Source organism: Sulfurimonas sp., from assembly GCF_019429335.1.
GTDB lineage: Bacteria > Campylobacterota > Campylobacteria > Campylobacterales > Sulfurimonadaceae > Sulfurimonas.
The window spans coordinates 72,970-89,965 of sequence record NZ_JAHYJB010000003.1 but is presented as its reverse complement, the minus strand read 5'-3'; the positions used below and the strand labels follow the sequence as shown (position 1 = coordinate 89,965).

Genomic DNA, 16,996 nt, shown 5'->3' with positions numbered 1-16,996 from the left:
TATGGCAAATAATAATCAAATGAGAGTAAACAACTAACTCGTTGAGAAATTAGTTATATGGAATACAGTAATAAAAAGTATAAAATATGGAGTTTTAATGAAATTATTAAATTATGTCTCTCTTTTCAGTAGTGCAGGTATTGGATGTTACGGATTTAAGCAACAAGGTTTTAAATGTGTTGCAACAAATGAATACCTTAGTAAAAGAATTAAGATACAACAGTTTAATAATAAGTGTGAATTTAGTACTGGATATATACAAGGTGATTTATCAGAGCGAGAAATACAAGATAAAATTTACAGAGAATTAGAAAATAATAATGTAAACGATTTAGATGTTTTAATAGCCACTCCCCCGTGCCAAGGGATGTCTGTTGCAAATCATAAAAAAAATAATGAAATCAAAAGAAATTCCTTAGTAGTAGAATCTATTAAAATAGTTAGTCAAATTAAACCAAAATTTTTTATTTTTGAAAATGTAAGAGCTTTTTTAAATACTCTTTGTACTGATGTAGACAATATTGAAAAATCTATTAAAGAAGCTATAGACTCAAATCTTGGTGGGACATACAACATTTTATCAAAAGTAATAAATTTTAAAGATTATGGTGCTCAATCAAGTAGAACAAGAACTTTAGTTATCGGTGTTAGAAAAGATTTAATAAATGTAAGCCCACATCAACTTTTTCCAAAAGAACAAAAAGCAAAAATATTAAAACATTTAATATCAGACTTACCATCATTAAAAATTATGGGAGAAATCTCTAAAGATGATATTTTCCACTCTTGCAGGAGTTTTGATGAAAAAATGTTGCCTTGGATAGAAACTATAAAAGAAGGGCAATCAGCATTTAGCAATATTGAAGTAGAGCGAATACCACACAAAATTATTAATGGAAAGATGGTTTTTAACAAAAATAAAAATGGTGATAAATACGCAAGATGGTATTGGGATAAAGTTGCACCTTGTATTCACACAAGAAATGATATTTTAGCAAGTCAAAATACAATTCATCCCTCCGATAACAGAGTATTTAGTATAAGAGAACTTATGCGTATGATGACTATCCCTAATGAATTTAAATGGTCAAATATTGAATTTGAAGCATTAAATAATTTATCAAATGAAGAAAAGAAAAAGTTTTTAAAACAAGAAGAATTAAATATAAGACATTGTATCGGTGAAGCAGTACCAACTAAAATATTTGAGCAAATTGCACAAAATATTAAAAAAGTTTTAAATCAAAAAGTTTTATCTATTAATGAAATAAATAAAACTATACAAGAATACAATCTGCTAGATTTAAATATATTAAAAAATTTTATAAAAGACAATCCTCTTAAATGCGATATGAATACTCTTTATAATATTGCTGAATTATCTAATGTAAATAGAAGTGAGACAAAAGCATATTTTACAAGAGAAGATATAGTTTTTAATGTTATTTCTAAATTACCTAGTTTTGATAACAAAAAATCTATTAAAATACTTGAACCCTCTGTTGGTATAGGAAACTTTTTGCCTTTACTATTTAAAAAATACAAAAACATTCCAAAAGTTATTTTAGATGTAGTTGATATTGATAAAAATTCACTTGGGATATTGAAACTGCTACTAGAAAAAACAAAAGTACCAAAAAATATCATTATTAATTTTATAAATGAGGATTTTTTATTATGGGCTAATGAATATTCTTATGACTTAGTAATAGGTAATCCACCCTATGGAAAAGTTATAAATGAAAAATCTTTATTGGAATCATATAAATCAGTCTCTCAAAACAAAGATACAAATAATCTATTTTCATTTTTTATTGAAAAATCCATAAAACTAGGTAAATATGTTTCCTTGATTGTTCCAAAAAGTTTGATTAATGCACCTGAATTTAATGAAACAAGAAAGATGTTAGAAAAAAATAATCTCCACTCTCTTACCGATTATGGAGAGAAAGCTTTTAAAGGTGTAAAAATTGAAACAATAAGCTTTTTACTTGATACATATAAAAAAGAAAAACTTGAGCAGATGAAAATAGAAAGTTATATTACCAATACTCTTATTTATCAAAATAAAGACTATATATTTTCAAAAGAATTTCCCTACTGGCTAATATATAGAAATGAGTTTTTTGATCTTATTGCTGAAAAAATGGAACTTGATATATTTGAAACATTTAGAGATAGGCAAATTACAAAAAAACATACTTTAAGCAGTGGAAAGTTTAGAGTTTTGAAATCAAGAAATATAGATAACAATAAAATAAAAGATATAGAAAGTTATGATTGTTTTATGGATGAAATAGATAGTTTTGTGGTATCAAAATATCTTAATCAGAACGATATTGTTTTAGTGCCAAATTTGACATACTACCCAAGAGCAACTTTTTTACCAAAAAACAGTATTGCAGATGGTTCCGTTGCCCTATTAAAAGCAAAAGATGGTATTAATATAACACAAGAACATTTAAATTATTATAGTAGTGAAGAATTTACTGAATATTATAAAATTGCAAGAAATAGAGGCACTAGGTCTTTAAATATAGATAATAATTCAGTAAAGTTTTTTGGATTACTTAAGTTTAAATAAGTAATATTAATGTTGTAAATTTATTTAAAAAGGAAAAGAATGTATCAATCAAGTTTTGGAACAAATAATCCAGCACAAATTCGATTTAATTCTGAAAGTGAATACTATCAAGCTTTAGGTTATTTAGCTAGGAATAATAATTCTACTAGTTTAAATTGGGAAAACAACCAAAATCAAGGTGCTTGGGGAAGTGAAGGAAGAATTCATTTTTATCAAACTAATCCGTCTATACCAGGTTACTTTAGTTTAACAGCAGGAAATGGAAATATTCAACATAGAACAAATTGTAATGAATTTTTATGTAATTTATATCAAAATTATGGATTTATTAATGGCAAGATACAGAATGTTAATATAGTTCGTGGAAATATTCCTACTAACTATATTGGTGATTTTGATATAGGTTTAGGTTTACCAAATTAAATTATGAGAGCTGAAATACAAGAATATTTTCACAATAAAGATTTGGATATTAGAAAAACTAGGAGTGCGAGGTTTTTTGATCAAAAAGTTCAGCCTGATGTATTAAGTGCAGTTTGTGAATGTATTCTTAATTGTATAAAAGATGAAAATACTTTTACAGTTAATGATATACGATTTTGTTCCTATTCAAATGAATTAGTTACAGAAATATTTAATAAGCCAGAAGTCAAAAAAGCAGAAAAGGAATATGATAAATTTTTTTCACAGCCACTGAAAATGCTGGCTTATTCTGGTTTAATTAATGAAAATAGAGATAAAAAACCATATAAATATATAGTTGTAAATAAAGAATTTATAGAGTATATATCTTTAAGAGATAGAAATGCTTTTTATTTTTTATCAATATATCTTGAAAAAGTTTTAAAAGATAGTGATATATGGAAATATTTTGATACTTTTTTTTAAAATACAAGATAAAGATTCACTTTATGAATTACGAAATAATTATTTAGTATTTATTAAAAAATATACAAAAATCACTAAAGATAAAGAGCCAATAAGAATATTTAATCCGATGCTGAATACATTATGTTTTAAATATAAAAAATTTGGTAGTAAATCAGGTGAAGTTGCTGAAATAAATTACAATGATTTACTTTATAATAGACCAAATTGGAGAGATATTAGAAAAGATAAATCTCTTACAAGGGAAGAGTTTAATGTTCAATTTTTTGAAAAAGAAATTGATAATGATAAATTTTATAAATACCAAATCGAAAAAGCAAAAAGATTTGTTAAAACTATTCACCCTTATAGTGAAATTCACAGATTTAATTCATATCCTGCAACACAAGCACATCATATTTTTTTATCATCTAAATTTCCAGAATTAGCAGATATGGCTGAAAATATTATTGCTATAACTCCAAATCAACATTTTTATCGAGCCCATCCAAATAATAAAACAAGCGTATCGGATAAAGCATATCAAGCAATATGTTTAATTTCAAAATTAGATTCTATTGAAATAGATTATAAAAATTGTTATGGAAACTATACAAAAGAAAATTTTATCAATGTAGTTAATATAGGGTTGGAAAAAGATTTTGATTATACAATTGATTTTGAAGAATTAAAACATGAAGTAATTAAAATATTTTTTGAGAACATGTAATAAATGGGAATATTACTATTATTTACGTTAATCAGATAGTATATTCATGAAAAATCAAAAAAATAAATACCATTTTTCAACCTCTGCATGTAGAGAAAACACAAACGCGGAGAAGTACGTTCTTCGAGAGAAGCTTTTTGGCACAAACGATGTTATGCCTCTCTGGGTTGCGGATATGGATATAGACACTCCTGATTTTGTGATTGAAGCAGTAAAAAAACGCCTTGAACATCCAGTCATAGGGTATGAGGAGGTGCCGCCAAGTATGTTTATTGCCCAGATAGAGTGGATGAAAAACGAGCACAGAGTAGAGTTTGCCTTAGAAGATATGCTCTATTCGCACTCGGTGGTTGCGAGTATGAACGTCGCCATAGAGGCATTTACCGAGAAGGGCGATAAAGTCATAGTTCAAACTCCGGTATATCCGCCGTTTTTTCACAGTGTAATGGAGCATAAGAGAGAGCTTTTGAAAAATCCTCTCAAACAGAGAGAAGACGGAAGTTATACATTTGACATAGAAGATTTAAAATCAAAGATAGATGAGAAAACCAAACTTCTGCTTCTATGCTCTCCGCATAACCCAGTCGGGCGAGTTTGGAAAAAAGAGGAGTTGGAGGAGATTTTAGAGCTATGTTTGAAGCATAACATAGTCGTATTTAGCGATGAGATTCATAGCGATTTGGTTTATGCGCCAAATCTACATGTTCCTTTTGCTTCGCTAAACAAAGAGGCGAGAGATATAACGGTTACGGCTATCGGTGTAGGAAAGAGTTTTAATATGGCTGGCTTTGCTATAAGCAGTGTCGCCGTACCAAATAAAGAGCTGAGAGAGAAATTTTTAAAAGTCTATAACCGTATCCACTTTGCCAACGGAAGTTCGCTCTCACATGTAGCTTTTGAAGCAGCTTACAAAGAGGGCAAAATATGGCTTGAAGAGCTAAAGATACATCTTGCAAAAAATTTCTACATGTTAAAAGAGTTGTGCGACAAATATCCTATAAAAATCACTCCCATAGAGGCTACTTATTTGGCTTGGCTTGATTGCAGAGGTTTGGGGCTTCGCGATAAGGAGCTGCGGGATTTTTTTGTTCAAGAAGCGGGGATTGGACTAAGTGCGGGGATTAGTTTTGGCAGGGAAGGGAGCGGTTTTATGAGGTTGAACTTTGCCATCTCTTCTGCTAAAATGTCACAACTGATAGAGAAACTAGAAAAAGCACTGAAAAATTTTGGGAGATAGCATTGATTGAGATAAATTGGGATGATTTTAAATTTTTTAAACAATACAGCGAGAAAAAAAATGACAATTTCGAGATTTTGTTGGATTTTTTAAAAAGCCACTACAAGATGACGTCGCCAAAAGAGATGTATGAGACGATGGCTAACGATGAAACTGCGCTTCTGATGCTAAACAAGAGAGAGATTAGCTCTTTAGAAGATTTGGAAAAGCGTCTTTATAAGAATTTCAGTGCAAGATAACCTTAAAAAGATAGCCTCTTTTTTATCAAAACATCATGTGCTTACTCTAGCAACCAGTGATGGTTTTGAACTTAGCGCATGCAATCTTTTTTACGTATTTGACGCTGAAAAAATCTCCTTCGTCGTAGCAAGCAGCGATGAGACAGAGCATATAAAAAACATCTCAAAAAATCAAAGAGTTGCAGGAACGGTTGTTTTGGAGACAAAAATAGTCGGCAAAATCGAGGGAGTTCAGTTTAGAGGCGAGTTTTTAGAGACTCATGATGAGGCTTTAAAAAAGCTATATTTCAAGAATTTTCCGTATGCGCTGGCTACGAATCCGAAACTTTGGGAGATAAAAATAGACTACTTTAAACTAACCGACAACACTCTGGGGTTTGGCAAAAAAATTATTTGGACACAATCTTTTCTTTAAACATCGTGCAATCACTTCCGCTGCTTTGGAAAACAAGCAGAGACGGGATTTGAGGCGATTTAAATCCGTATGCTCTGCAGCCGTGAGGTCTTTTGGCTTCCCATGTAACAAAATAGTATTCACATTTTCTGCAATTAATTCTTTTCATATATATCTCGGTTTTAAGTGTCATATTTTAGCATATTTGGTACAATAGGCGAATTAAATTTTAGAGAGAAGCGTATGGATAAAATACTTTTAATGTTACAGCTGCAAGCCGATTTGAACGAGGCTACAAACGGCGCTGATTGGACAAGCGGGATTACAAAAAACGACAAGGTTATCAACTGGAAACGATGCATCTATATGGAGTGCGCGGAGATGATTGACAGCTTTACTTGGAAGCACTGGAAAAACATAGATCAAGAGGCTGACTGGGATAATCTGCAGATAGAAGTTGTAGATGTTTGGCACTTTATTATGAGTTTGGCGATAGAGAACTATGTTCAAACTCGCAGGGGGCATATTGATGACTTGGCACAAAATATATCTGAGCTGGAGAGCTTTGCCAAAATTGATAGAAAAAACACCCTATTTGCTTCTCAGGCCGAGGTTATAGAAAAAATCGAGTCTATTATGCTTGATACGCTTTCACATGGAGAACTGAATCTAGAGAAGATGATATCAGACTTTTTTGATTTGGTTGTTATGAGCGGGCTTGATTTAGAGAGCCTCTATAAGCTCTATGTCGGCAAAAATATCCTAAACCAGTTCAGACAGGACAACGGCTACAAAGACGGTTCATATATCAAGATTTGGGGCAGTGAAGAGGATAATGTCGTTATGAAGAGAGTTTTGGAGGAGAACAGCAGTGTATCTCCGAGCGAACTCTACAAAGAGCTCACGAAACTATATTTAGCGCTAAACAAGAGATAGTAGTTGAGCAGTGTGCTAGAGGTCGCCAATCTCTCTTTTGGGTATAAAAAGGATAGTCTGCTTTTTGAGAACCTCTCGTTTTCTCTTAAAAAAGGGGAGATAAAAGCGATAGTCGGAGCGAGCGGGGCAGGCAAGAGCACAGTTTTTGAGCTGATACTCGGCAACCTTAAACCGCTTAAAGGGAGTATTAGAACCTCTTTTAGTTCTGAGGTGTTTCAAGACCCATACAGCTCTTTTCATCCAAGTTATACGCTTTTAAATCAGATAAAAGATGTGGCAAAACTTGATGAGATGGATATCTACCTAAATAGAATAAACCTCGATTACGAACTGCTTTTAAAACTTCCGCATGAACTCTCGGGCGGACAGCTTCAGCGCGCTTCCATCCTTCGTGCTATGCTTATGAAACCTGATTTGCTTCTGCTTGATGAGCCTACTTCAGCACTTGATAATGTTATTCAGCTGGAGGTTATGGGTATGCTTGTAAAACATCTCGATAGAATGGGAATGCTTCTTATTACGCACGATCTTGACCTTGCTAAATGGTGTGCGGATGAGATTATTATGCTTTGAGAAAATATTTTGCCAGATAAAAACCGCCGCCAGCCATAAAAATAGAGCCAAAAGCGTTTAGAGAGATATTTGCAAGAGCCAAAGCGATATGTCCGCTGTTGAGGAGAAAAAAGCTCTCTATCGCAAACGTGGAGTAGGTCGTAAGCGCTCCTAAAATCCCGGTCGATAAAAAAGACTTTACATGTAGAGAAAAGATGGTTGTGTGCATAAAGTAGGCTATCAAAAGCCCCATTATAAAACTGCCTATAAGGTTTACACCAAGCGTTCCATATGGCAAATCATGCGGGATTTTATGAGAAATAAGACCGTTTAGGTAGGCTCTAAGCACAGCGCCGATAAAACCGCCGCTACCTATTGCTAGTATTGTCTGCCAGCTCATCGTCATACACTTTTTGCATTTTAATTCTTAAATCACTCAGCCAATTACTGTCACTTTTATCGGCAACAAAAGATTCCATAAAAACTACGGTAATCTTACCAGGCATATAGTAAAACTTCTTCATATTGTAGTATTTTGAACTCTGTAAAATTACAATAGGCTGCACACGAAGAGCGTTAGCGTCGGCTACTAATTTTGCGCCGGATTTAAAAGGAAGCATTACATCCTTTGCAGAGCGTGTGCCCTCGGGAAACATAGTTATAGCTCTGTTTGTTTTAAGTACATGTTTGGCATCTTTTAGTAGCTTTATAAGTGATGTTTTACTCTCCCTCTCAACTGCAATATCTTGCGGCAGCTTCAGAGCAAGACCGAAAAAAGGTATATCGAAGAGCTCTTTTTTTGCAACCCATGCAAGATTTCTCTTTGTTATCGTCTCCATAATGGCAATATCTAAATCACTTTGATGATTAAGTAGAAACATCTGGGCATCAGGGTCCTCTTTGCCTTTAATCTCAACTCTGAAAAATATACTAAGTCTGATTAGCCAAGCAGAAATTTTTCTGGCGTATGGTCTTGGGAAAAGATAAAAAGTCAAAATCATAAATGAAAGCGAAGTTACAATTATGATTGTCGCAAATAGCCAATTAATGTGAGCAAATATTTTCATCTTTTACCCATCCTATTTTTTTATCATTTAACTGTACTTTTACCCACCCGTCTATCTCATTCTCTTTTTGCATTTTATGCTCATTTGTGGTCGTTTCAAATATCGTTCCGTTTGCAACAGGAAGCAGGTGTATCTCAGAGCCTACTTTGATACATACCTCTTTGGAGGGCGAACCGACATAGACTATATACAGAAGAGGGATGATGATAAAAACAAGATAGATGTACTTTCTTCTCCAGAGTATTATTAAAAATGCGATTATTGCAATTGCAGCAGCAACGCTCATCTTTAGCATCTGATGTGACTGGTCTCTCGGTTTTAGGTCGCTTTGGGTGGTTACGCTGTCATCGCTTACAATAATAGGTATGTTAATAGGTATAAATCTGTTTTTTGTGAGATTGAAATATGACATAAGAAGATTTTCAATTTTTTTGTCGATTATCGCGTAGTATGTAATTTTAGAATCAAGATAGGAGCCAGTGGCAGACTCTATTCCCTGTTTTTGAACACCGTCCAGTTTTAGGGCTGTTATATCGCAGTTTGTCGCAGTTGCTACAAAAACTACAATATTGTGCGTAGTGTTATAGTTTGTAGTTTTATATTCGAGTATCTCAAAGGAGTCCGCTATTATGTTTACAAAATCGTTTTTCGGATTTAGCGAGATGACGTTGAGCTTTGCGCCCTCTAATATTGTATATTCATAAGGGGTGTTGTTATAATCAAGCAGAGTGGCTTTAAAGTCAGGAAGCTTTGCATTTTCAGAAGTAGCTAAGAAATAAAATGTCTCATAGTAATGCTTTGAGTCTTTGTCTCTTGATGGAACATTGCTTAGAAGTTTTACCCCTTTTGCGTTTATGAGTTCGTATGTTATATCTGCAAAATCTTTGACTACGCAGAGAGATTTGACAGTTACCTTGAAAATCTCTCCCTTTAAAACTCTATCAGGGAGCGCTTGATAGCTTAGGTATATAACTTTTGAAGAGGGCGCAATATTTATCTCTTCAAGGTCACTATATTTGACTATCTCCTCCGCGGTCGCAGAGTCGTTTGTTCCACGTAAATCATCAATATTTGCAAATATTGAACCGTAAAGAAATAGCAATAACAGTAGTAGTTTAATCACGCTTGAAAAAATCCCTGTAGCATTTTAACGCCGTCATCGCTTCCTAGAAGCTTTTCCATTGCTCTTTCCGGGTGAGGCATAAGTCCAAAAACATTCTTCTCTTTGTTGCAGACTCCGGCTATTGAGTCAACGCTTCCGTTAGGATTTTTTTCATTGCCCTTTTCGTCGCAATATTTTAAAAGAACTTGATTGTTAGCGTATAGCTCTTGCAAACTATTCTCATCAATATAGTAGTTTCCGTCATGGTGAGCGATAGGAACATTGACTACATCGCCTTTGTTTAGCTCTTTTAAAAAGGTGTTGTCATTGTTTATGACTTTTAGATTGTGGTGCTTTGAGAGAAAGTGAAGAGTCTCATTTCTTTTAAGCGCGCCCGGAAGAAGACCGGCCTCTGTCAAGACTTGAAAACCGTTGCATATACCTAAAACTTTTCCGCCGCCGTTTGCATATTTTATTACCGCTTTCATAACAGGGCTGAATTTTGCGATAGCGCCGCTTCTTAGGTAGTCACCGTAGCTAAAACCTCCTGCAACAACAAGCAGATCGGTGTCAGATGGAACACTCTGGGCCTTATGCCACAAAATTTCAGTATCCGCTCCTAGAGATTTAAAAGCATGCTCTGTATCGTATTCGCAGTTGGTACCTGGAAACTGTAAGATTGTTACTTTCATTTTACAAGCTCAATCGTATAATCTTCGATTACCGTATTTGCAAGAAGCTCCTCACACATTTTTGTAGCGTCGGCCATAGCTTTTTTCTCATCGTTCTCATTCATATTCATAACTATCTGTTTTCCGATGCGAACATCGCTTACATTGTTAAAATGCAGAGACTCCAGTGCATGATGAACCGCTTTTCCCTGAGAATCCAAAACGCCGGCTTTTAAAAACACATTTACTACTATTTTCATTTTTATTTCCCTAAAATTATTTTTTTATTACGGCTTCGGAAGTATACCCTCAAGGGGCACCTAGATTCCGCTGCCTACGCTAATGCTAAGTTTGTACCACAAGGGCATAAGCAACTCAGCGTCAAGCTCATAGCACTAGTGCTATTATTTACCGAGTATTCGGTTTAAAACTTGCTCGTAAGCTACTCTCAGTCCGCCCAAACCTTGGCGAAATCTGTCCTTATCCATCTTCTCACCGCTTGTCATATCCCAAAAACGGCAATTATCAGGACTAATCTCATCTATTAAGATTATATTGCCGCTACTGTCTTTTCCAAATTCAAGTTTGAAGTCAACAAGATTGAGACCCTTAGAGGCGAAGTAGGGCTTTAGAATATCGTTTACCTGTCTTGCCAAGCGGCGAAGTTTGTCAAGTTCGTCTTGATAATCAACAAGCCCAAGGATAAGTGCATGCTGGTCATTTAGTTTCGGATCACCAAGAGCATCGTTTTTGTAGTCAAATTCAACAAGAGTAAACGGTAAAACCGTTCCGTCTTTTATGCCAAGGTTTTTGCTTAGGCTTCCAGTTGCAATATTGCGAACGATTACTTCAATCAAAATAACTTTTGTTCTTTTGTGCAACATGTTATTATCATCCAGCATTTTTACAAAATGGGTCTGAATGCCGCACTCTTCTAGAAGATTAAAAAGCTCTGTCGAAATTTTATTGTTCAGTGCGCCTTTTCCGGCTTCGCTTGATTTTTTCGCACCGTTAAATGCAGTCAAATCATCTTTAAACTCAGAGATAAGCAAATTCTCATCATCAGTTGTGAATAGCTTTTTTGCTTTTCCTTCGTAGAGCAGTTCTCTTTTTTCCATCTGGTTACACTCCTTTTGTGATAATTAAAGCTTTTATGATATCGGTACCGACTTTTAGCTGAATGTCTTTGTTCATCATCTCATCGGTTATAACAAATTTTGAGTCCACTTTGGTATCTTCCTCTTCTTTTGCGCCGTCAACTTTTTCTAACTCTTCTGTTAAATGTTTTTTAAGGTCAGCCTCTTTTAATGCGTACTCATTTTTATCCGTCTTTACTTCGCCAGGAAAAACCTCGATATCAGGTTTTACGCCTACGGCTTGGATGGTTCTGCCGCTTGGAAGGTAGTATCTTGCAATAGTGAGCTTGATAGCCTCTTCCTCAGTTATGGGGAGAACTACTTGCACGCTTCCTTTGCCGAATGTATTTTGACCCACGACAATCGCACGCTTATGGTCCTGAAGTGCTCCGCTTACAATCTCGCTTGCACTTGCACTTCCGCCGTTTACAAGTACAACTAGCGGTACTTTGGTTACGGTATTTTCAGTCTTTGCAGAATAGATTTCGTCATCAGCTTTGTTTCTGCCTTTTTGAGAAACTATGTCGCCTTTGTCTACAAATATATCTACTAAACCTACGGCTTGGTCAAGAAGTCCGCCGGGGTTGTTCCTTAAGTCAAGCACAATTCCTTTTGTAGTCGATTTTTTCTGCTTTATCGCTTTTGTAACATCGCTTATGACTTTTTTGTCAAAACTCGTTACGCGGATATATTGAATATCATTCCCGATAGATTTTGCATAAACCGATTCTATTGTGATTGTTGCTCTTGTTATGGTGATTGGAAGCGGTTTAGTCTCTCCGTCTCTAACAATAGTCAGTATGATTTTTGTGCCGACTTTGCCTCTCATTATAGAGACAGCTTCATCGATAGTCATGTTTAGCGTAGATTGCTCATTGATTTTAAGGATAATGTCGCCCGCTTTTATGCCTGCTTTGTCAGCCGGAGTCCCCTCGATAGGTGCAATTACGCTAAGTGCCCCGTCTCTTACTCCGACGGTGATTCCTAATCCGCCAAACTCGCCGTTTGTCTGAACTTTTAAATTTTTGTAATCTTTTTGCGTTAAATAGTTTGAGTGGGCGTCGAGGTTGCTCATCATACCCTCAAGCGCTTTGTCCATAAGCTCTTCGATGGTAACATTGTCAACGTTGTATTGCTCTACAATACTGATGACTTTTGTAAATTTTGCCAAAGCCTCAAGTCTTGATGCTTCTTTGCTCTCTTTTTTCCCTTCATCCAATGCAAATAGATTAGTAGAAAACAACAAAGCTAAAGCAACTGTAACAGAGGCAAGACCGAGAGTAATTAATTTTTTGTTTTTCATTATTTATCCTATCTTAATTAAAAAGGCTATTATAGTAAAAAATAGTAAAAAGCTGTTTAAAGAAGAACTATAATTGATTATTGATTTATAGTAATTTCTATTTAATTTATTTTTAATATAATACGAAAATTTTAAAATTCAGGGTATAAAATATGAGCACTATAAAAGAGTATTTGACTGCAAGCCACGGGCAGTGTGACGAGCTTTTTGCCAATATGGAAGACGCGGTCTCAAAATCTATCGAGAGCGCAAAAGAGGCTTATGAAGCTTTTGCAAAAGAGACGGAGAGACATTTCCAGATGGAAGAGCGCGTTATGTTTTTTGAGTTTGAACAAAAAACGGGAATGACGCAGGGTCCAACGGCGGTTATGAGGCATGAACACGTTCAGATGAGAAACTTAACACAAGAGATGGGCAAGGCCATAGACGCTAAAGATAAAGATAAATTTTTCGGCAACAGCGAAACGCTTATGATTTTAATGCAGCAGCACAATATGAAAGAGGAGCAGATGCTCTACACGATGGCTCAGCAGCACTTAAGTGCAGATTCTGATCGCATAGTAGATATGATGCAGTCGATGATTGTTCAGTAGAAGAGGGAGGCGGATATGGATTTTGACGGGCTATCTGTAGATCAAGCGCCACCCATATCAGCGCCGCTTAGATTTTTTTTAACGGCGCCGCTTTTTGGTGTTTTGGCTGGAGTATTGATTCTTTTTAGCGATGCGCAAACTCTCTCAAACCGCCACTCTTTGGACGCAATTGCAATTGCGCATGCGATTACAATCGGTTTTTTAAGTTTTGTGATGCTTGGAGCGCTTACTCAGATGCTTCCTGTTTTAGCCGGAGCAAAAATTGCCAAAGTCGGCATGGTTGCATCGGTTTCGCATCTGCTTTTGCTTTTTGGCACACTTTTTATGATATTTGGTCTGCAAAATGCACACTCAGCACTTACTCTTGCAGCATCGCTATTTTTGGGAAGCGGTTTTTTAATTATGATAATCTCGATGCTCTTTGGACTTATAAGGGTTAAAAATATAACTCCAAGCGTAAGAGCGATGATAACGAGCCTGATATTTGCATTTATGATAGTTTTGATTGGCGTTCACCTCCTCTTATCGTACGGATTGGAGAAGTTTTCAGAACTACATGTGCTATTTTCAAATATCCACAGCGTATGGGCAATTTTTGGCTTTGCGGGCATTTTGATTATAGGTGTTGCTTTTCATATTCTGCCTATGTTTTACGTTGCTCCTAGATTTAAAAAGTTTTGTAAACAAAATGTTGTTTGGATTATAAGTGCGGGTCTTTTTTTATGGCTGATTTTTAATCTCTATTTTGAGGAGTACTCAATAGCGTCAAAAGTATGGGTGGCCCTATTTTTCTGGGCATTTGCGACCACGGTTTACATAAAACTGAATGCGCGCCGCCGTCCTGTAAGCGATGTGACCGTCTGGTATTGGAAAAGCTCGGCAATTTTTATGACGCTAGGCTCGTTTGCATGGGTAATAAACGACCTTTACGATGCAAAATATATTGTAGTTGTTTCTATACTAATCGGCGGCGGATTTATCTTCTCGATTATGTCGGGAATGCTATATAAAATCATCCCTTTTCTAGTCTGGTTTCATCTTAATTCAAAAGGGTATATGAGCATACCTACGATGAACCAGATGATAGACAAAAGATTGTCAAAATTACAATTTATTCTCTTTATCGTCTCTATTATAGGCTTTATGATATCATTTTTTATTCCCTCGCTTTTAGCTCTTTTTGCAGTTATATTTATAATAAGCATGATAATATTAGAGTACAATATTGCTGTGCCAGTTTTGATTTACATTAAAACCATTAAAACAAAACCTGATTTTGACATGAGTATGTTTACGATGAAAGTGGAAAGTTAAAAGTGAAAAATATTATTTTAGTAGGTTTTATGGGTGTTGGGAAGGGCAGTGTTGCCCGTGAAGTTGTCAAGCACTCTGATTTTATCTCTGTGGATACCGACGATTTGATAGAGAGTATGGAGAACAGGGCTGTTAAGAAGATATTTGAAGAGAGCGGAGAAGTTTACTTCAGGGATTTGGAGAAAAAAGTCTCTTTGTGGTTGCAAAAGAGTGTAACAAATACTCTTATCTCAACAGGCGGCGGATTTTATAAACAGAAAAATTTAAAAGATATCGGCATCGTTGTTTTTTTAAATTCACCTTTTGATAAAATATTAAAGCGAATAAAAAGTCATCCGAATGCGTCCAAAAAACTTAAAAAGAGACCGCTTTTAAATGATCTAAGAAAAGCAAAAGAGCTTTATAAAGAGCGTTTGCCAGAGTATACGGCTGTTGCTGACATAATAATCGATGTGACTGATAAAAGTGCACTTGAGTGTGCCAAAGAACTTTTAGAAAAGGTAAAAAAACTTGCGTAAAATTTTTATATATTTAATACTTGGCATTGCAGTCAATCTGTTTGCTTCAGAGATAGCGTGGGCAAAGGATTATCATGAGGGGATTGAAGATGCGAGAACGGCAGTGAAACCTGTGTTGTTTGTTTCATCAAGCCATAAATGTAAATATTGTGTAATATTAGACAATACTACATTCAAAGATGCCAGAGTGATAGAGGAGTTGAATAAAAATTTCGTCTCAATTATTTCATACAGCGATGAGAATGACTATATGCCTCAAGAGTTATGGCAGTCTGGCACACCTGCAATCTGGTTTTTAGAACCTAGCGCAGAGCCGATGTTTCAGCCAATTATGGGTGCAATAGATGCTGAGAATTTATTAGAGGCGATTTCAATAGTAAAAAAAGAGTTTAATAAAGGAAGAAGCAGATAATGATTTTTACAAATTCAAAAAGTAGCAATTTTAAAGCCGAATTTGAGGAGCTTCTCGGACGCGGCAGGATGGACATGGAGCATGTAAGCGCCATTGTTGCAAATATTATAAGCGAAATAAGAAGTAACAAAAATCAGGCGCTAAAAGAGCATATTGCCAAGTTTGACAAGTGGACTCCAGAGAGTGATGATGAGCTTAGAATATCAACTGAGTCTATGGAGAAAGCATATAAAAATCTCGATAAAAAACTAAAATCGGCTCTGCACCTCTCATATGATAGAATTAAAATATATCACGAGAAACAAAAGCCTAGATCATGGTTTGATGATGAACCAAACGGAACGATACTCGGACAGAGAGTTACGCCTGTTGATAGCGCAGGACTCTATATCCCTGGAGGCAAAGCCGCTTACCCATCTTCACTATTGATGAATGTCATTCCTGCTCAGGTTGCAGGTGTTGAAAATATCGTAGTTTGCACACCGACTCCAAATAATGAACCAAATGAGCTTCTTCTTGCCGCATGCCATCTGTGTGGCGTAAGTCAGGTTTATAAAGTCGGCGGAGCAAGCGCAATTGCAGCTATGGCCTATGGGACTCAGACTATACCAAAAGTTGACGTGATTACGGGACCGGGAAATATCTTTGTGGCAACTGCGAAAAAGATGGTTTTTGGCGATGTAAATATAGATATGATAGCAGGTCCGAGCGAAATAGGTATTTTAGCCGACAATAGCGCAAATCCTTCTCATATGGCAATCGACATGTTATCTCAAGCTGAGCATGATGAGATGGCAAGCTCTATCCTAATAACTCCGTCACAAAAACTAGCCGATGAGGTTAAGATTGAGATTGAAAATTGGTTAAAAAAGCTTCCACGTGAAGCCATAGCAAGAAAATCCATCGAGGAGCGCGGAGCTATAATCGTAGCGGCGGATATGGAAGAAGCAATCACTCTTATGAATCAAATTGCGCCAGAACACTTAGAAGTTGCAACCATGTCTCCTTTTGAGCTGCTTCCGCTTATTAAGCATGCCGGAGCGATTTTTCTAGGGCATAATACACCTGAAGCAATCGGCGATTATGTGGCAGGTCCCAACCATACGCTTCCAACAGGAGGGACAGCCAAGTTTTACTCTCCTTTAGGAGTTGAAAATTTTATGAAAAAGACATCGATTATCTCTTTTAGCCAAAGAGCTATAAACGAGATAGGCGAAGAGTGTGCGCTTATAGCAAATATAGAGGGGCTGACCGCACACGAGCAGTCTGTTAGAGTAAGGCTTAAAAAATAAAATTAGTTTTCTCTTTACAAGAGAGAATAAAAATTAACATGTAAAATGC

Annotated in this window: 22 protein-coding genes; 14 read left to right on the top strand and 8 right to left on the bottom strand. The window is 35.6% G+C overall.

Annotated elements, in window-relative coordinates; translation table 11 throughout:
* The first annotated feature begins 97 nt into the window (after positions 1-97).
* Genes dcm through K0A91_RS02400 form a run of 7 tightly spaced genes read left to right on the top strand, consistent with a single transcriptional unit; the run spans position 98 to position 6,072 of the window.
* Positions 98-2,584 carry a DNA (cytosine-5-)-methyltransferase gene (gene dcm, locus K0A91_RS02430; protein WP_295007797.1) on the top strand — a complete coding sequence of 829 codons (2,487 nt, stop codon included), beginning with the start codon at positions 98-100 and terminating at the stop codon, positions 2,582-2,584.
* Between the two features lie 39 nt (positions 2,585-2,623).
* Positions 2,624-3,007: a hypothetical protein gene (locus K0A91_RS02425; protein ID WP_295007795.1), complete on the top strand. Its 384-nt coding sequence runs from the start codon at positions 2,624-2,626 to the stop codon at positions 3,005-3,007.
* 3 nt (positions 3,008-3,010) lie between these two features.
* Positions 3,011-3,472: a restriction endonuclease gene (locus K0A91_RS02420; protein WP_295007792.1), complete on the top strand. Its 462-nt coding sequence runs from the start codon at positions 3,011-3,013 to the stop codon at positions 3,470-3,472.
* On the top strand, positions 3,456-4,181 hold the full coding sequence (locus K0A91_RS02415) for an iron permease (RefSeq protein ID WP_295007791.1): 726 nt from the start codon (positions 3,456-3,458) through the stop codon (positions 4,179-4,181). The genes K0A91_RS02420 and K0A91_RS02415 overlap by 17 nt, the downstream gene beginning before the upstream one ends.
* 46 nt (positions 4,182-4,227) lie before the next feature.
* Positions 4,228-5,418 (top strand): PatB family C-S lyase, encoded by a 1,191-nt coding sequence (locus K0A91_RS02410; protein WP_295007789.1) that lies wholly within the window; start codon positions 4,228-4,230, stop codon positions 5,416-5,418.
* 2 nt (positions 5,419-5,420) lie between these two features.
* The gene (locus tag K0A91_RS02405) at positions 5,421-5,657 is read left to right on the top strand and encodes a hypothetical protein (protein WP_295007787.1); all 237 of its coding nucleotides are present in this window, start codon (positions 5,421-5,423) and stop codon (positions 5,655-5,657) included.
* Positions 5,647-6,072 (top strand): pyridoxamine 5'-phosphate oxidase family protein, encoded by a 426-nt coding sequence (locus K0A91_RS02400; RefSeq protein ID WP_295007785.1) that lies wholly within the window; start codon positions 5,647-5,649, stop codon positions 6,070-6,072. Before K0A91_RS02405 ends, K0A91_RS02400 begins: the two co-directional genes overlap by 11 nt.
* Here the strand turns inward: K0A91_RS02400 and K0A91_RS02395 are convergent.
* Positions 6,047-6,220: a uracil-DNA glycosylase gene (locus tag K0A91_RS02395; RefSeq protein ID WP_295007783.1), complete on the bottom strand. Its 174-nt coding sequence runs from the start codon at positions 6,218-6,220 to the stop codon at positions 6,047-6,049. The two genes, K0A91_RS02400 and K0A91_RS02395, sit on opposite strands and share 26 nt — an antisense overlap.
* Positions 6,221-6,294: 74 nt before the next feature.
* On the opposite strand from K0A91_RS02395, the gene K0A91_RS02390 reads away from it, so the two are divergent.
* Together K0A91_RS02390 and K0A91_RS02385 are read left to right on the top strand one after the other, a co-directional pair.
* Positions 6,295-6,987 (top strand): dUTP diphosphatase, encoded by a 693-nt coding sequence (locus tag K0A91_RS02390; protein ID WP_295007781.1) that lies wholly within the window; start codon positions 6,295-6,297, stop codon positions 6,985-6,987.
* A 3-nt stretch (positions 6,988-6,990) separates the two neighbouring features.
* Positions 6,991-7,560 carry an ATP-binding cassette domain-containing protein gene (locus tag K0A91_RS02385; RefSeq protein WP_295007779.1) on the top strand — a complete coding sequence of 190 codons (570 nt, stop codon included), beginning with the start codon at positions 6,991-6,993 and terminating at the stop codon, positions 7,558-7,560.
* Here K0A91_RS02385 and crcB read toward each other — a convergent pair.
* The 7 genes from crcB to K0A91_RS02350 all read right to left on the bottom strand — a co-directional run bounded on the left by crcB (position 7,550) and on the right by K0A91_RS02350 (position 12,818).
* Entirely contained in the window at positions 7,550-7,939 is a 390-nt protein-coding gene (gene crcB / locus K0A91_RS02380; protein ID WP_295007777.1) for a fluoride efflux transporter CrcB, read from the bottom strand. The genes K0A91_RS02385 and crcB overlap by 11 nt on opposite strands.
* Positions 7,908-8,606 carry a lysophospholipid acyltransferase family protein gene (locus K0A91_RS02375; RefSeq protein ID WP_295007775.1) on the bottom strand — a complete coding sequence of 233 codons (699 nt, stop codon included), beginning with the start codon at positions 8,604-8,606 and terminating at the stop codon, positions 7,908-7,910. The genes crcB and K0A91_RS02375 overlap by 32 nt, the downstream gene beginning before the upstream one ends.
* Complete coding sequence (locus K0A91_RS02370) at positions 8,584-9,729, bottom strand: hypothetical protein (protein WP_295007773.1); 1,146 nt, start codon at positions 9,727-9,729, stop codon at positions 8,584-8,586. The genes K0A91_RS02375 and K0A91_RS02370 overlap by 23 nt, the downstream gene beginning before the upstream one ends.
* Positions 9,726-10,400 carry a phosphoribosylformylglycinamidine synthase I gene (purQ, locus tag K0A91_RS02365; RefSeq protein WP_295007771.1) on the bottom strand — a complete coding sequence of 225 codons (675 nt, stop codon included), beginning with the start codon at positions 10,398-10,400 and terminating at the stop codon, positions 9,726-9,728. The genes K0A91_RS02370 and purQ overlap by 4 nt, the downstream gene beginning before the upstream one ends.
* Entirely contained in the window at positions 10,397-10,639 is a 243-nt protein-coding gene (gene purS / locus K0A91_RS02360; protein ID WP_295007769.1) for a phosphoribosylformylglycinamidine synthase subunit PurS, read from the bottom strand. The genes purQ and purS overlap by 4 nt, the downstream gene beginning before the upstream one ends.
* A 144-nt stretch (positions 10,640-10,783) precedes the next feature.
* Positions 10,784-11,497: a phosphoribosylaminoimidazolesuccinocarboxamide synthase gene (purC, locus tag K0A91_RS02355; RefSeq protein WP_295007768.1), complete on the bottom strand. Its 714-nt coding sequence runs from the start codon at positions 11,495-11,497 to the stop codon at positions 10,784-10,786.
* Between the two features lie 4 nt (positions 11,498-11,501).
* Positions 11,502-12,818 carry a S41 family peptidase gene (locus tag K0A91_RS02350; RefSeq protein ID WP_295007766.1) on the bottom strand — a complete coding sequence of 439 codons (1,317 nt, stop codon included), beginning with the start codon at positions 12,816-12,818 and terminating at the stop codon, positions 11,502-11,504.
* A gap of 152 nt (positions 12,819-12,970) precedes the next feature.
* On the opposite strand from K0A91_RS02350, the gene K0A91_RS02345 reads away from it, so the two are divergent.
* The 5 genes from K0A91_RS02345 to hisD are packed head-to-tail and all read left to right on the top strand — an operon-like array spanning position 12,971 to position 16,947.
* A complete protein-coding gene (locus K0A91_RS02345) occupies positions 12,971-13,411 on the top strand; it encodes a hemerythrin domain-containing protein (RefSeq protein WP_295007764.1) in 441 nt (146 codons plus the stop codon).
* Positions 13,412-13,426: 15 nt separating this feature from the next.
* A complete protein-coding gene (locus K0A91_RS02340; protein ID WP_295007762.1) occupies positions 13,427-14,725 on the top strand; it encodes a hypothetical protein in 1,299 nt (432 codons plus the stop codon).
* A 2-nt stretch (positions 14,726-14,727) separates the two neighbouring features.
* On the top strand, positions 14,728-15,243 hold the full coding sequence (locus K0A91_RS02335; protein WP_295007760.1) for a shikimate kinase: 516 nt from the start codon (positions 14,728-14,730) through the stop codon (positions 15,241-15,243).
* Positions 15,236-15,655 (top strand): thioredoxin family protein, encoded by a 420-nt coding sequence (locus K0A91_RS02330; protein WP_295007758.1) that lies wholly within the window; start codon positions 15,236-15,238, stop codon positions 15,653-15,655. Before K0A91_RS02335 ends, K0A91_RS02330 begins: the two co-directional genes overlap by 8 nt.
* Positions 15,655-16,947, top strand: coding sequence for a histidinol dehydrogenase (hisD, locus tag K0A91_RS02325; RefSeq protein WP_295007756.1), 1,293 nt, complete (start codon positions 15,655-15,657; stop codon positions 16,945-16,947). The genes K0A91_RS02330 and hisD overlap by 1 nt, the downstream gene beginning before the upstream one ends.
* The last annotated feature ends 49 nt before the right edge of the window (positions 16,948-16,996 follow it).

What these genes read in the sequence shown, in the direction of transcription:
- K0A91_RS02340 (WP_295007762.1), top strand. Translation starts at nt 13,427, where the DNA reads ATGGATTTTGACGGGCTATCTGTAGATCAAGCGCCACCCATATCAGCG.
- K0A91_RS02410 (WP_295007789.1), top strand. Translation starts at nt 4,228, where the DNA reads ATGAAAAATCAAAAAAATAAATACCATTTTTCAACCTCTGCATGTAGA.
- K0A91_RS02420 (WP_295007792.1), top strand. Translation starts at nt 3,011, where the DNA reads ATGAGAGCTGAAATACAAGAATATTTTCACAATAAAGATTTGGATATT.
- hisD (WP_295007756.1), top strand. Translation starts at nt 15,655, where the DNA reads ATGATTTTTACAAATTCAAAAAGTAGCAATTTTAAAGCCGAATTTGAG.
- crcB (WP_295007777.1), bottom strand. Translation starts at nt 7,939, where the DNA reads ATGAGCTGGCAGACAATACTAGCAATAGGTAGCGGCGGTTTTATCGGC.
- dcm (WP_295007797.1), top strand. Translation starts at nt 98, where the DNA reads ATGAAATTATTAAATTATGTCTCTCTTTTCAGTAGTGCAGGTATTGGA.
- K0A91_RS02350 (WP_295007766.1), bottom strand. Translation starts at nt 12,818, where the DNA reads ATGAAAAACAAAAAATTAATTACTCTCGGTCTTGCCTCTGTTACAGTT.
- K0A91_RS02345 (WP_295007764.1), top strand. Translation starts at nt 12,971, where the DNA reads ATGAGCACTATAAAAGAGTATTTGACTGCAAGCCACGGGCAGTGTGAC.
- K0A91_RS02395 (WP_295007783.1), bottom strand. Translation starts at nt 6,220, where the DNA reads ATGAAAAGAATTAATTGCAGAAAATGTGAATACTATTTTGTTACATGG.
- purC (WP_295007768.1), bottom strand. Translation starts at nt 11,497, where the DNA reads ATGGAAAAAAGAGAACTGCTCTACGAAGGAAAAGCAAAAAAGCTATTC.
- purQ (WP_295007771.1), bottom strand. Translation starts at nt 10,400, where the DNA reads ATGAAAGTAACAATCTTACAGTTTCCAGGTACCAACTGCGAATACGAT.
- K0A91_RS02390 (WP_295007781.1), top strand. Translation starts at nt 6,295, where the DNA reads ATGGATAAAATACTTTTAATGTTACAGCTGCAAGCCGATTTGAACGAG.
- K0A91_RS02425 (WP_295007795.1), top strand. Translation starts at nt 2,624, where the DNA reads ATGTATCAATCAAGTTTTGGAACAAATAATCCAGCACAAATTCGATTT.
- K0A91_RS02375 (WP_295007775.1), bottom strand. Translation starts at nt 8,606, where the DNA reads ATGAAAATATTTGCTCACATTAATTGGCTATTTGCGACAATCATAATT.
- purS (WP_295007769.1), bottom strand. Translation starts at nt 10,639, where the DNA reads ATGAAAATAGTAGTAAATGTGTTTTTAAAAGCCGGCGTTTTGGATTCT.